This is a genomic window from Cellulomonas sp. P1_G12_2 (assembly GCF_056405535.1).
Genome location: NZ_JBFUBX010000002.1, coordinates 543,196 through 555,956, shown reverse-complemented (window position 1 = coordinate 555,956; position 12,761 = coordinate 543,196). Strand labels below are relative to the sequence as shown.

The window sequence follows — 12,761 nt, the reverse complement described above, 5'->3', positions numbered from 1 at the left end:
AACAGCAGCGATCAGTCCCACTCGAACCCGCCGCGCTTCCACTCGTAGACGAACGGGACCGTGATGAGCACGAGGAAGCCGATCATCGCGACCAGCCCGAACAGGGCCAGGTCCGCGAAGCTCACGGCCCACGGGTAGAGGAAGACCACCTCGATGTCGAAGACGATGAACGTCATCGCGACCAGGTAGTACTTGATCGGGAAGCGGCCGCCGCCGATGGCGTGCGGGGTGGGCTCGATGCCGCACTCGTACGCCTCGAGCTTGGCGCGGTTGTACCGCTTGGGTCCCAGGATCACGCTCGCGCCCACGCCACCGAGGGCGAGCACGGCGGCGATGCCCATGAGGAAGAGCAGCGGGACGTACGGGTTGTTCATCGTGCGTCACTCCACTTCTTTGTGGTCGGCGGCCTCATGCGGCCGGGGCGATCCGCGCCAGGCCGGCGATCACCCGGTCCACCAGGTCACCGCCCTTGGGCTCGTAGCAGTCGGAGAGGAGCTTGAGCACGAACTTCATGACGAGCGGCCGCGGCAGACCGTACCGCGTGCACACCCGCATCACCTCGGGGTGCTCGATCAGCCGGACGAACACCCGGCCGAGCGTGTAGTAGCCACCGAGGTCGTCCTTCATCCTGCCCTGGTACGTGGCGAACGCGCGCTCCCGACCGGCGGCGGTGCCGCGGGCGAGGCCCTGGGAGATGGCGTCGGCCGCGACCCGGCCGGCCTGCAGGCCGTACGCGATGCCCTCGCCGTTGAACGGGCTGATCATCCCCGCGGAGTCGCCCGCGAGCAGGAGGCCGTTGCCGTAGAGCGGTCCCCGGTTGAACCCCATGGGCAGGGCCGCACCCTTGACCGGCCCCACCTGGTTGTCCGGGGTGAACTCCCACTCGGCGGGCACGTGCCGCATCCAGGTGGCGAACAGCTTCTTGTAGTCGACCTTCGTCGGCGCCGCCGTGGAGGCCACCGAGCCGAGCCCGACGTTCGCGGTGCCGTCGCCGAGCGAGAAGATCCAGCCGTACCCGGGCATCAGGTTGCCGTCGTCGTCGCGGAGCTCGAGGTGGCTCTCCATCCACGGGTCGTCGTGCCGCGGTGTCTGGAAGTAGGTGCGGACCGCGACGCCCATGGGGCGGTTCATGCGCTTCTCCAGGCCCATCCCGGTCGCCAGCCGGGCGGAGACCCCGTCGGCGGCGATGACGACCGGCGCGCGGTACGTGACCGTCTCGCCGTCGACCTTGGCGTGCACCCCGACGACCCGTCCCGAGCGCTCGTCGCGCACCGGTCCGGTGACGTTGGTGCGCTCCTGCAGCTTGGCGCCCGCGGACCGCGCGTGGTCGGCCAGCGTGTGGTCCAGGGACATCCGGGACTTGGCGAGCCCGTACGAGGGGTAGCTGGACAGCTCGGGCCACGCCAGCTCGAGGCGGTGGCCGCCGCCGATCACGCGCAGCCCCACGTTGCGGATCCAGCCGTCCTGCTCGCGGATGGGCAGCCCCATCCGCACCAGCTCGGCGACCGCGCGGGGCGTCAGGCCGTCCCCGCACACCTTGTCCCGGGGGAACTCCGACTTCTCCAGGAGCAGCACGTCCAGGCCCGCGGAGGCGCAGTGGAACGCGGCGGCTGACCCCGCTGGGCCCGCGCCGACGACGATGACGTCCGCGTCATCCATCGCTGCATCAACCACTGGGGACCCCACTTGTGACGTTGTTCACGCACTGCTCCGGCGAGTGTAACCAGCGCCCCAAGGGCTGTCTGCGAAGGCTTTCCTAACCTCGCGGACGAGGGTGTCGAACTCGCTGTGAACTGCTGGTCGACCCCATGAAGAATCCGCCGAAGAGGGCAGGCGACGACCATTGTTCACCCGCGCCGCCCAGCCGGACAGAGGCCGGCGCGCGCGGGTCCCGAGGCGTCAGTCGTGCGTGGGGTGCCGACGACGACCGGCGGCGGTCAGCAGGACACCGAGCCCGACCGCGCCCGTGGCCGCGGCGAGTGCACGCGCTGCGTCGAGGCCCGTCCGCGCCAGGTTCCCGCTCGGGGGTCGCGCGCCCCCGGGAGCCGCCACGGTCCCGGGCCCGGTCTGCACCAAGGACACGGTCGAGAGCACCGAGGTCGTGTCGAGCCGGACGGCGCCCCGCGCCGACGTGCTGACGGTCACGACGAGCGAGATGCGCACCGCGGCGCCCGCCGGCAGCGCAGGACCTACCCACAGCTCCCCGCCCACCGCGGGGGTGCCGTCGATCGCGAGGCTGAGCTCCCCTGCGAGGCGGCCCGGTGCCGAGCCGAGGTCGTCCGCGACGGTGAGCTGGACCCGGGTCGGGAGCTCGGAGCTGTTGCGCACCCAGAGCTCCGACGTGATCACGTCGCCGGGCACCGCGAACTGCGGGACGTCGAACACCTCGTCGGGCAGGGACCCCGACCAGTGCGTGCCGTCGGAGGAGAGCTCCAGCTGCTCCGCCGCCTGGGCCGGCATCGCCATCGCGCCGACGGTGACGAGCACCGCGCCGATCACGGTCAGGCTGCGACCGACGCGCCCGGTCACGAGGTGCCGCGCTCGATCCGTGCAGCGTCGCCCTCGTCGGCGCGCGCCGGGTCGTCCGGCCGTGCGCGGAGCTTGTCCCGCAGCCCGCCCAGCAGGAGCACGACGCCGTAGCCGATGAGCAGGCCGGCCGCGGTCCTGAGCAGCCAACCGGGCCGGTTCACACCGACCCACAGGTTCACGTAGCCGAGGTACGGCAGGTCGTAGGCCACGACGCCGCGCACCTGGACGTCCGTGACGGGTTCGGTGTCGGGAGCCGGGTTCGCGTCGCCCCGCAGCGTGAGGACGGTCTCACCGTCGCCGCGGGTACCGACACCCACCACCCGGTGCGTGACGACCGTCGGCTCGCCCGACCGGAGCTGGTACGTCACGACGTCACCCATCGCGATGCCCTCGAAGGGCACGGGACGCACCACGACGAGGGAACCCGGCGGGATCGCAGGCGCCATGCTGCCGGTGAGCACCGTGTAGGGCGTGGCGCGCAGCAGAGCCGGCACCACGATCATCGCGAGGGCGACGACGACGACCGCGCCGAGGGCCACCGAGCTGAGGACCGTGCCCACCCGCGACCACGGACCGCGTCGCGTCGTGGCGGGCCCAGGGGTGGGTTCGGTCTCGATCCGGGTCACGGTGTCGCTCATGGGGTGCAGTCCAGAGCCTGGTACTGGAAGAAGAAGAAGAAGACCTTCGTCTTCACGTAGACCGAGTCGCTGTTCGAGGGCACGGACGTCCACGTCGCCGCACCGGGCGCGGTCGGTGTGTAGCGGGTGGTGACGTTCGCGACGACCGCCCCGTTGTGGGAGCCGGGAAGCGAGGTCGGGGTCAGGTTGGTGGTCAGTGCGGCCCCGGCGTCGATCGACCCGTTCCACACCGGTCCCGCCTGGGTGAAGCTCACCGTGTAGCCGTACGCGGTGGGTGCGGCGGGGCTTGCGGCGCCCCAGGTCACCGTGACACCGGTGTCCCCGTTCTCCGTGCAGACGAAGCCGGTCGCCGGGGGCACCGTGGCAGCCCCGCCCGTGGACGACAGCGCGGTAGCACTCACGACCCAGAAGGCCCACGCGGCACCGACCGGCACGAGCACGAGAGCGAGGACGACGACGAGCACGGAGAGGCCACGTCGGCGCAGAGGGGAGTCCATCCGGCGGTCCTCCTTCGTGTCTCGTGGTCGAGTCGGGGTGCGGTTCTCCGGCCAGCCGCTCAGTACGTGGGCTGGTTTCGCGCGGACCCGGTCACCTGGATCGAGAGCGGGCGCCCCTGGCTCGCGCTCGGCGCGGTCGGCGACAGGGTCACGGTCACGCACACGTCGACCGACGTGCCGGTGGCGTACGTCGTGGTGGACCACGCCCCCGGGGTGATCGGGGTGGTCCCGCAGACACCGGGACCCGTGCTGGTGGTCAGGGCGAACGTCGTGTCGGGTGCGAGCGCGCCCGACGCCGCCACCGCGACGGCGTAGTTCCAGCGGCCGTTGCCGGAGTGTGTGAGCCTCACCGTCCCGACCCGGGACTGGCCCGGCCACATCTGTGTCGTGGACAGCGGGCTGGTCCAGGCCGCTGTCAGGCCGATCGTCCCGGAGCTGATCGTCGCGTTGCTGTCGAGCGGCCTCGAGCGCGCCCAGGACCCGTAGGCCGTCGCGCTGCCCACGAGGAGCAGTGCGACGGCCACGGCGGCCACGGCGGGGGCGCGGGTCGACAGCCTCATGTCATCAACCCCTGATCAGATCCCGGACGACGGACGTCAGACGGTCTGGTTGAGCGAGATGGTCGTCTTGGAGAGATCGACCGACTGCGTGGTCCCGTTCTGGGCGTCAGCCGTTCCGAACGGGAACTCGACCTCGACCTTGACGTCCACCTGGAACGTGAGCGCGGCGGCGCCCGGGTTGGTGACCGTCAGCGAGTCGTTGGTCGCAGCCACGACCACACCGGCGGGCAGCGTGCCGACCACGGTGACCAGCGGCGTGAGGACCAGCTTGTCGTCCAGCACGTTGGCGGGGTTGACCGGCGTGTGCGCCGTCTTCGTCGGCACACCGTTGACCATGAGCTGCGCCTTGAGTCGGTCGCCCTGCGCGGTCACCGTGTAGCGCTGCGTGAAGACGACCGTGTCGCCCGGCACGATGCGCGAGGTCGCCGGCACGAACGTCTGGCCGCCGGTCTTCCAGGTCCAGGCCGCGGACGCCGCGACGGGCGCGAGGTCCAGGTTGCCCGCCGTGACGGTGGTGTTGGAGTCCAGGTCCGAGGAGTCGGTCCAGTACGCCATCGTGCCCGCGCCGCCCAGCAGCAGTGCCACTCCCGCGCCAACCGCGATGGCGCCCTTCGTCGTCTTGCGCATGTCCGTCCTCCCGTAGCCGTGGCCGGCGAAGACGACCGGCGCAGAGGCTCTCGGCAGTAGGCGCGCGGAACTGAGCGGTTGAGAACCGTCATCATCCGAAGGTGGAGAGTCACGCAGGGGCTACCACCCCAACACTTCGGAGGCCAGAGGACGAAGGCGCGCGAACCGGACCGTTCTGGGGCTACGCCGAACGGGCGATGCCCTCTGCGGCCGGACGGGTGCCGCGGTGCAGGGCGACGATGCCGCCGGAGAGGTTCCGGTAGGCCACGTGGGACCACCCGGAGTGCTTGATGAGCAGGCCCAGGGCGTTCTGGTCCGGCCACTCGCGGATGGACTCCGCCAGGTACACGTACGCCTCGGGCTCCTTGGAGACCGCGCGGGCGACGGGCGGCAGCGCCCGCATCAGGTAGTTCTGGTAGATCACCCGGAACGGCGTGAAGGTGGGGCGGGAGAACTCGCAGACCACCAGTCGACCACCCGGCTTGGTCACCCGCAGCAGCTCACCCAGGGCGGTCTCGACGTCCTGCACGTTGCGCAGGCCGAACGACATGGTCACCGCGTCGAACGACTCGTCGGCGAACGGGAGGTGCAGCGCGTCGCCGGCGACGAACGCCAGGTCGGGGCGCCTGCGCTTGCCCACCTCGAGCATGCCGACGGACAGGTCGCACGCGACGACGCGGACGCCCGCGTCGGCCATCGGCTCCGACGACGTGCCCGTGCCGGCGGCGAGGTCGAGCACGGTCTCGCCGGGCTGGGCGCCGACGGCCTTGAGGGTCGCCTTGCGCCAGGCACGGTCCTGACCGAGCGAGATGACGTCGTTGGTCCGGTCGTAGCGGTGGGCCACCGCGTCGAACATGGCGGCGACGTCCTGGGGGTCCTTGTCGAGGGAGGCACGGGACATGTGTCCATCGTCGCAGGTCCGGCGCGCCCCTTCGACAGGGAGCACCGGCGACCGAGGCATACGCTGGTACCGATGAGTACGCAGACCTCCGCCCCCGCGGACGCGGTCCCGTACCCGCTCGTGGTCCGCACGGTCGCGCTGGACGCGCTCGGCGGGACGACCGATGCGGTGAACACGGACCCCCTGGACCTGCTCGGCCTGCTGCCGTCGCAGGCGCCGCTCGCGTGGGTGCGCCGGGGCGACGGACTGGTGGCGTGGGGCGAGACCCTGCGCATCCCCGTCAGCGGACCGGACCGGTTCGCCGACGCCGAGCGCGCCTGGCAGGACGTCCTGGCGCACGCGATCGTGCGGGACGAGGTCCAGCTGCCCGGGACCGGGCCGGTGGCGTTCGGCTCCTTCGCGTTCGACGAGGACTCGCCTGCGGGAAGCGTGATCGTCGTGCCGAGCGTGATCGTCGGCCGCCGCGGCGGTCGCACGTGGCTCACCTCGATCACCACAGGCGCCCGGCTGGGTGCGGCGCCGAGGCTCGCCGACGTCGTCGGGCCGCGGGTCCCGCCCGTCGACCCGGGGACGGTCGTCTACTCGGACGGCGCGGTGAGCGCGGACGGGTGGCGCGAGGTGGTCGCCCGCGGGATCGCCGCGATCAAGGCCGGCGAGGTGGACAAGGTGGTGCTGGCGAGGGACGTGCACGCGCGCACCGAGAACCCCGTGGACGCCCGCTGGGCCCTCGAGCGGCTGGCCGTGCAGTACCCGTCCTGCTGGACGTTCAGCGTCGACGGCATGATCGGCGCGACGCCCGAGCTGCTGGTCCGGTCCGAGAAGGGCCTGGTCACCTCGCGCGTGCTCGCCGGCACGATCCGGCGCACCGGGGACGACGCGGCGGACATGGCCCGCGCCGCGATCCTCGCGCACTCCTCGAAGGACCTCGAGGAGCACGAGTACGCGGTGACCTCGGTGGCGCACGCGCTCGAGCCGTTCTGCTCGTCGACCAACGTGCCGGACGTGCCGTTCGTCCTGCACCTGCCCAACGTCCTGCACCTGGCGTCGGACGTCACCGGCGTCCTCACGGCTCCGAGCGGCGACGCGGCGCACCCGTCCTCGCTCGCGCTCGCGGCGGCCCTGCACCCGACGGCCGCCGTGTGCGGCACGCCGACCGCGGCGGCCCGCGAGCTCATCCGCAGCATCGAGGGCATGGACCGCGCCCGGTACGCCGGGCCGGTCGGCTGGTTCGGCGCCGACGGCGACGGCGAGTGGGGCATCGCGCTGCGCTCGGCCGCGGTCGACCCGGCCGACCCGCGCCGTGTCCGGCTGTTCGCGGGCTGCGGCGTCGTCGCCGCGTCCGACCCCGCCGCCGAGGTCGCGGAGTCCGAGGCCAAGCTGGTCCCCATGCGGTACGCGCTCGGCCGGGACGCCAGCGACAGCTGACGTCCCGGCCGGGGGGCCGGCGGCCAGGGGTCCGTGGGGGACGAACGACCCGGCGGCCGCCGGCGATCAGGGGGCGGTGCTCAGCCCTGGCCCTGCTGCTCCTGCTGCTGCTGGAACCACTCCCACAGCTCGTCGGGGCTCATCCCCTCGGGGAAACCGTTCTGGCCCTGCTGGTCGTCCGGCGCCTGCTGCTCGTCCGGTGCCTGCTGCTGGTCCGGCGCCTGCTGCTGCGGCTCCGACTGGGCCGTCTCCGGGCGGACCGCCAGGGTCACGTCGACCTCGATCGTCTTGCCGTCGCGGACGACCGTCAGGGTGACGTCGGTGCCGGACGGGAGCGCCCGCACGTAGGCGGTGAGGGACTCGGCGCCGCCGACGGCGTCACCGTCGATCGCGACGATCGCGTCCTTCGCCCGGAGCTCGGCCTTCGCCGCCGGGGAGCCGTCCGTGACCTGCTCCACGACCGCGCCGCGACGCGTCACGCCGTCGGCGGTGGCCGTGCCGTCGGACAGGGAGACGCCGAGGAACGCGTGCTCCGCCGTGCCGTCGTCGATGAGCTGCGAGGAGATGTTCTTCACCAGGTCCACCGGGATGGCGAAGCCGAGGCCGATCGACCCGGACTCGCTCGACAGCGTCGCGATCGAGGAGTTGATGCCGATGACGCGGCCCTGCGCGTCGAACAGCGGACCACCCGAGTTGCCGGGGTTGACGGCCGCGTCGATCTGGATCGCGTTGGTGACCGTGGCCTCGCTGGTGCTGTCGCCGGACGTGGAGACCGGACGGTCGACCGCCGAGACGATGCCCGTGGTGACCGTGTTGGCCAGGCCGAGCGGGTTGCCGACCGCCATGACCGGCTGGCCGACGACCACCTTCGACGAGTCGCCGAGGGCCGCGGCCTTGAGGTCGTCCGGGGCGTCCTTGAGCTTGATGACCGCCAGGTCCGTGGTCGCGTCGGTGCCGACGATCGTGGCGTCGAACAGGCGCCCGTCGGTCAGCGTGACCTGGACCTCGCCGTCCGCGCCGGCGACCACGTGGTTGTTGGTGACGATGTGGCCGGCGTCGTCGATGATCACGCCCGAGCCCTCCGCGCCGCCGCCGTTGCCGGTGCTGACCTGGATGGCGACGACCGACTGCTGGACCGCCTGGGCGACCGCCTGCCAGTCCGGGTCCTCCGACGTCGACCCGGCCACGGGGACCGTGTCGTTGGTCGACTGCCCGATGGTCGCGAGCGAGGCCGGGCGGTTGCCGGCCACCTCGTCGTCGGACAGCCCCTGCGTGATCCCGACGGTCGCGATCGCCGCGACGATCGCGGCGGCGGCAGCCGCCGACGTGACGGGGAGCCACAGGCTGCGCTTGCGCTGCGGGGGGACCGGAGCCTGCGGCGCCGGCCCCCCGGCGTAGGCCGCCGCGGGCTGGTAGGCAGCCTGCGGAGCGGTGGCGGGGTCCTGCGCGGCGGCGCGCTGCGCGGCCTCCCACTGGGCGCGTCGGACGGCCTCGAACTGGTCCATCTGCGACGCCTGCTGCTGGGCCGCCTGCCGCTGGGCCGCCTCGTACGCCGCGCGCTGGTCGGCCGGTGCGGCCGGGTGCGGCGGGAGGAACGGGTTGGTGGGGTGCGCCGGGCGGGGGTGCACGGGCAGCGGCTGGGTGGCGTGGACCGGCAACGGCTGCGTCGGGTTCACGGGCGGCAGCGGCTGCGTCGGCTGCGCCTGGGGGTGCTGGTCGGCTGCGGGCGTCTGGTCTGCCGCGCCGTTCTCCGGGGTGGTGGTCATCGGGGGTGCCCTCCTTCGTCGACGACCATCAGACCCGGTCGCGCTGGAGGGACCCTTCGTGGAACCTGGGAATCCGCTGCGAGTTTCGCATGGACCCTCAGCCGGCGAGGGCTGCGTCGACGGCCTGCGCGACCTCGTCCGCGAGCCGCTCGCCGAGCGCGCGGCGGCCCGTGCGGTCGACCCGGACCTCCACCACGCTCAGGCCCGGACCCGGCGACGCCAGCGCCGGGAGCAGGCCGTCGACGTCGCTGACACGCGTGTGCCGGACGCCGTAGCCCGCGCAGAGCGCCGCGAGGTCCGCGCCGTGCGGGGTGCCGAACACGCGCTCGAACACGTCCGCGCGCGCGGGCTCCCCCGGTTCGAGCGTCGAGAAGATCGAGCCCCCGTCGTCGTTGGCCACCACGAGCTGCAGGTGCACGGGTGCCTCGAGCGGGCCTCGCAGCAGTCCGCCGACGTCGTGCAGGAACGTGAGGTCGCCGAGGAGTGCGCGGACCCGGCGGGTGGGCAGCCCGAGCGCCGCTCCGACCGCGGTGGAGACCGTGCCGTCGATGCCCGCGAGGCCACGGTTGGCCAGGACCACGGGCGGCGTGTCCCAGCGCGCCACGAGGTCCAGGTCGCGCACGGGGTTCGACGATCCGACGACGAGGGCGTCGTCAGCCCCGCTGACCTGCGCGACGACGCGTGCGAGCGCCGGACCGGTCACGCGGGTGCCGCTGCGCGACCGGCGCCCCGCATCGAGCCCGTCCAGCACCGCGTCGATGGCCGACCCCGCCGCCGTGTCGGCCGCGCGCCACGAGTCGAGCCAGCCGGCCGGTGCGGGCATCCGCCCCTGCCGCATGCGGGCGGGCGGCTCGAGGAGCACGTCGGCGGCGTTGCGCGGCGCGTCGGGCCAGTCGGCGCCGCGCGGGGCGACGACGATCACCTCGACGTCCTCACGGGCCAGCAGCTGCTGCACCGGGCGCGACAGCGTGGGCCGCCCGAGCACGACGGCCCGGCGGACGGCTCCGCCCAGCAGCGGGTGCGCCAGCAGCAGGCGGTAGGCCGCGATCGAGTGGGAGCCTCCGCGCGCCCCGGAGGACGGCTCGGCCAGCAGGGGCCAGCCGTTGGCCTCCGCGAGCCGGCGCGCGGTCGGCCCGGCGCCGTCCCCGGCGACGAGCACGGTCGGCACTCCCCCGCGACGCGCGGGGGCCGTGGGGTCCGCGACCGCAGGCACGGCTCCCGTGGTCGAGCTCGGCGGCACGTGCCGGGCCTGCACCACCGTCAGACCCGCGGTCGACGGCGCGGGCCACGGGCTGTCGCCGGGCACCAGGGGCTCCCGGAACGCGAGGTCGAGGTGCACCGGTCCCGGGTCGCCGGTGCGCGCGCCCGTGGCGGCGGCCACCGCGCGGGAGATCGTGCGGCGCAGGCTGCGCGCCTCGTCGGCGCGGCCGACGGGGGCCGGGACGTCGACGGCGAGGCGCACCGCGCCGGCGAAGATGCCCACCTGGTCGGTGGTCTGGTTGGCGCCCGTGCCGCGCAGCTCGTGCGGGCGGTCGGCGGTGAGGAGCAGGAGGGGCAGCCCGCTGTGGTGCGCCTCGAGCACCGCCGGGTGCAGGTTGGCCACCGCGGTCCCCGACGTGGTGACCACGGCGACCGGCCTGGCCGCCTGCACCTGGTCGCCGTCGCCGTGGGCGGACGCCCGGGCGAGCCCGACCGCCAGGAACGCGGCCGTGCGCTCGTCCACGCGCACGTGCAGGCGCAGGCTCGGGGCTCCGGCGGGCCGCTCACCGTCCGGGCGGGCGGCGTCCGCGATCGCGTAGGCCAGCGGTGCGCTGCGCGACCCGGGGGCGAGCACCACGTCCTCGACACCGAGGGCCGCGAGCGCCTGCACGATCACGCGGGCCGCCGTCGTCGCCGGGTCGGGATCGAGGGCGGTCGTCGTCGGCACGCCCGCCATCATGCCCGAGCCCGGACGGCCGCGACGCGCGCGCGCCAGCGGTCCGTGAGCTCGGGTGATCCCGCCGCGTCGGCCAGGAGCACCGGGTCGGGCGCGGTCCGGCGGACGTCGAGCATGCCGTCGACCGGCAGGAACGGCCGGTCCACCAGGTCGGAGGTGAACAGCTGCGCGGTGGCCAGACCGCAGGCGTAGGGCAGGTCCGGGAGCGCGGCGGCGAGCGCGACGCCGGCGGCGAGTCCCACGGACGACTCGAGGGCGGACGAGACGACGACCGGCAGGCCGATGCGCTCGGCCAGCTCGAGGCAGGCACGCACCCCGCCGAGCGGCTGGACCTTGAGCACGACGACGTCGGCCGCGTGCGCCCGCGCGACGGCGAGCGGGTCCTGCGCGCGGCGGATCGACTCGTCGGCGGCGATCGGCACGTGCGTGCGGCGTCGCAGCGCGGCGAGGTCGTCGACGCCGGGCACCGGCTGCTCCGCGTACTCGAGGCCTCCGGCGGCGCGGTCGAGGGCGGCCAGCCGGCTGACGGCGGTGTCGACGTCCCACGCCGCGTTGGCGTCGACGCGGACGGCCCCGCCGGGGCCGAGTGCGTCGCGGACCGCCTCCAGCCGGGCCACCTCGTCGGCGAGCGACTGTCCCGGCTCGGCGACCTTGACCTTCGCGGTCCGGCACCCGCCGGAGGAGCGCACGATCCGGTGGGCCGTCTCGGCGTCGACCGCGGGCACGGTCACGTTCACCGGGACCCGGCTGCGCACCGGCGCCGGCCAGCCCTCGTCGGCAGCCTCCCGCGCTGCGCGCCACCAGGCAACGGACTCCTCGGCGTCGTAGTCCCAGAACGGGCTGAACTCGCCCCAGCCCGCCGCGCCCCGCACCAGCACACCGTCCCGGACGGTCAGCCCGCGGAACTGCGTCCGCAGCGGCAACGACCAGACGTGCAGGTCAGCGGGGTCGTTCGGCATCCCGTCAGCGTACGACGCCGGTCATCGACCCCACGCCGCGACCAGGATCGCGCGCGCCGTCCCCCGCACGTCCCGTCGCTCGGTCAGCGCCGTGACGACGGCCCCGTCGACCAGCGCGATCGTCACCGCTGCCGACGTGGGCGCCCCGACCCGCGCGACGAGCTCGGCGAGGACGCCGTCGACCACGGAGCGGCCGCCGGCGAACGCGGCCGCGAGCGCGGGGTGCCGACCGGCGCCGAGCAGGTGCTCGTAGTGGCTGCGCACCTCGGTGTCGTCCCCGGGCGGCAGCACGGCGTCGGCCAGCACGCCGGCGGCCGTCTCCGGGTCGTCGCGCACGGTGACGGCCGGGGCGCGCGCGACGACGGCCCGGGCGTGCTCGGCCCATGCGTCGGCGAGCGCGCTGCCGGCCGCCGCCGCCAGCTCGTCGAGCGACGCGAAGTAGTACGTGGTGGCCGAGAGCGAGGCCCCTGCCTCGAGCGCGACGCGCCGGTGCGTGAGGGCACCCGGCCCCTCGCGCAGCATCAGGGTCGCGGCCGCGCGGGCCAGCTCCTCCCGGCGGCGCGCGCCCTTGCCCCGCACGCCCCGCCCGCTCATGCGTGCGCACCAGCCGAGGAGAGGTTGAGGCCCACGACGCCGGCGACGATGAGCACGAGCGACACGATCTTCAGCACCGAGACGGTCTCGTGGAACAGGACGACCGCGAGCACCGCGGTGAGCGCCGCCCCGATGCCGACCCAGACTCCGTAGGCGACGCCCACCGGGAGCGACTTCAGCGCCCAGGAGAGGCCACCGAGCGAGAGGACCGCGAAGACCACGAACATCACGCTGGGCACGAGCTTGGTGAAGCCGTCGGACGCCTTGAGGCTGAGCGCCCAGCCGGCCTCGAGCATGCCGGACAGGACGAGGACGATCCAGGCCATGGT

General features: G+C 74.0%; 14 protein-coding genes. 1 reads left to right on the top strand and 13 read right to left on the bottom strand.

Annotation, left to right across the window (positions count from 1 at the left end; translation table 11 throughout):
* Positions 1 to 11: 11 nt before the first annotated feature.
* From AC1DXT_RS10600 to AC1DXT_RS10565, 8 genes are all read right to left on the bottom strand, one after another.
* Complete coding sequence (locus AC1DXT_RS10600) at positions 12 to 374, bottom strand: NADH-quinone oxidoreductase subunit A (protein WP_477061316.1); 363 nt, start codon at positions 372 to 374, stop codon at positions 12 to 14.
* Between the two features lie 34 nt (positions 375 to 408).
* A complete protein-coding gene (locus tag AC1DXT_RS10595) occupies positions 409 to 1,659 on the bottom strand; it encodes a geranylgeranyl reductase family protein (RefSeq protein WP_477061315.1) in 1,251 nt (416 codons plus the stop codon).
* Between the two features lie 240 nt (positions 1,660 to 1,899).
* Positions 1,900 to 2,529, bottom strand: a complete 630-nt coding sequence (locus AC1DXT_RS10590) for a hypothetical protein (RefSeq protein WP_477061314.1) — start codon at positions 2,527 to 2,529, stop codon at positions 1,900 to 1,902.
* Positions 2,526 to 3,167, bottom strand: a complete 642-nt coding sequence (locus tag AC1DXT_RS10585; protein WP_477061313.1) for a signal peptidase I — start codon at positions 3,165 to 3,167, stop codon at positions 2,526 to 2,528. The genes AC1DXT_RS10590 and AC1DXT_RS10585 overlap by 4 nt, the downstream gene beginning before the upstream one ends.
* Positions 3,164 to 3,664, bottom strand: coding sequence for a hypothetical protein (locus AC1DXT_RS10580; RefSeq protein WP_477061312.1), 501 nt, complete (start codon positions 3,662 to 3,664; stop codon positions 3,164 to 3,166). The genes AC1DXT_RS10585 and AC1DXT_RS10580 overlap by 4 nt, the downstream gene beginning before the upstream one ends.
* Before the next feature lie 59 nt (positions 3,665 to 3,723).
* Positions 3,724 to 4,224 carry a hypothetical protein gene (locus AC1DXT_RS10575; RefSeq protein ID WP_477061311.1) on the bottom strand — a complete coding sequence of 167 codons (501 nt, stop codon included), beginning with the start codon at positions 4,222 to 4,224 and terminating at the stop codon, positions 3,724 to 3,726.
* A 36-nt stretch (positions 4,225 to 4,260) separates the two neighbouring features.
* Entirely contained in the window at positions 4,261 to 4,851 is a 591-nt protein-coding gene (locus AC1DXT_RS10570) for an alternate-type signal peptide domain-containing protein (RefSeq protein ID WP_477061310.1), read from the bottom strand.
* A gap of 181 nt (positions 4,852 to 5,032) precedes the next feature.
* Positions 5,033 to 5,752: a demethylmenaquinone methyltransferase gene (locus AC1DXT_RS10565; RefSeq protein ID WP_477061309.1), complete on the bottom strand. Its 720-nt coding sequence runs from the start codon at positions 5,750 to 5,752 to the stop codon at positions 5,033 to 5,035.
* A 72-nt stretch (positions 5,753 to 5,824) separates the two neighbouring features.
* Between AC1DXT_RS10565 and AC1DXT_RS10560 the strand changes: the two genes are divergently transcribed.
* A complete protein-coding gene (locus AC1DXT_RS10560) occupies positions 5,825 to 7,177 on the top strand; it encodes an isochorismate synthase (RefSeq protein ID WP_477061308.1) in 1,353 nt (450 codons plus the stop codon).
* An 80-nt stretch (positions 7,178 to 7,257) separates the two neighbouring features.
* Here the strand turns inward: AC1DXT_RS10560 and AC1DXT_RS10555 are convergent, their stop codons facing one another.
* The 5 genes from AC1DXT_RS10555 to AC1DXT_RS10535 form a co-directional block, all read right to left on the bottom strand.
* Positions 7,258 to 8,943 carry a trypsin-like peptidase domain-containing protein gene (locus AC1DXT_RS10555; RefSeq protein ID WP_477061307.1) on the bottom strand — a complete coding sequence of 562 codons (1,686 nt, stop codon included), beginning with the start codon at positions 8,941 to 8,943 and terminating at the stop codon, positions 7,258 to 7,260.
* A 97-nt stretch (positions 8,944 to 9,040) separates the two neighbouring features.
* On the bottom strand, positions 9,041 to 10,882 hold the full coding sequence (gene menD, locus AC1DXT_RS10550; protein WP_477061306.1) for a 2-succinyl-5-enolpyruvyl-6-hydroxy-3-cyclohexene-1-carboxylic-acid synthase: 1,842 nt from the start codon (positions 10,880 to 10,882) through the stop codon (positions 9,041 to 9,043).
* Positions 10,879 to 11,838 carry an o-succinylbenzoate synthase gene (locus AC1DXT_RS10545; RefSeq protein ID WP_477061305.1) on the bottom strand — a complete coding sequence of 320 codons (960 nt, stop codon included), beginning with the start codon at positions 11,836 to 11,838 and terminating at the stop codon, positions 10,879 to 10,881. The genes menD and AC1DXT_RS10545 overlap by 4 nt, the downstream gene beginning before the upstream one ends.
* 21 nt (positions 11,839 to 11,859) lie before the next feature.
* Positions 11,860 to 12,432 (bottom strand): TetR/AcrR family transcriptional regulator, encoded by a 573-nt coding sequence (locus AC1DXT_RS10540; RefSeq protein WP_477061304.1) that lies wholly within the window; start codon positions 12,430 to 12,432, stop codon positions 11,860 to 11,862.
* Positions 12,429 to 12,758 (bottom strand): DMT family transporter, encoded by a 330-nt coding sequence (locus tag AC1DXT_RS10535; protein WP_477061303.1) that lies wholly within the window; start codon positions 12,756 to 12,758, stop codon positions 12,429 to 12,431. Before AC1DXT_RS10535 ends, AC1DXT_RS10540 begins: the two co-directional genes overlap by 4 nt.
* Positions 12,759 to 12,761 lie beyond the last annotated feature (3 nt).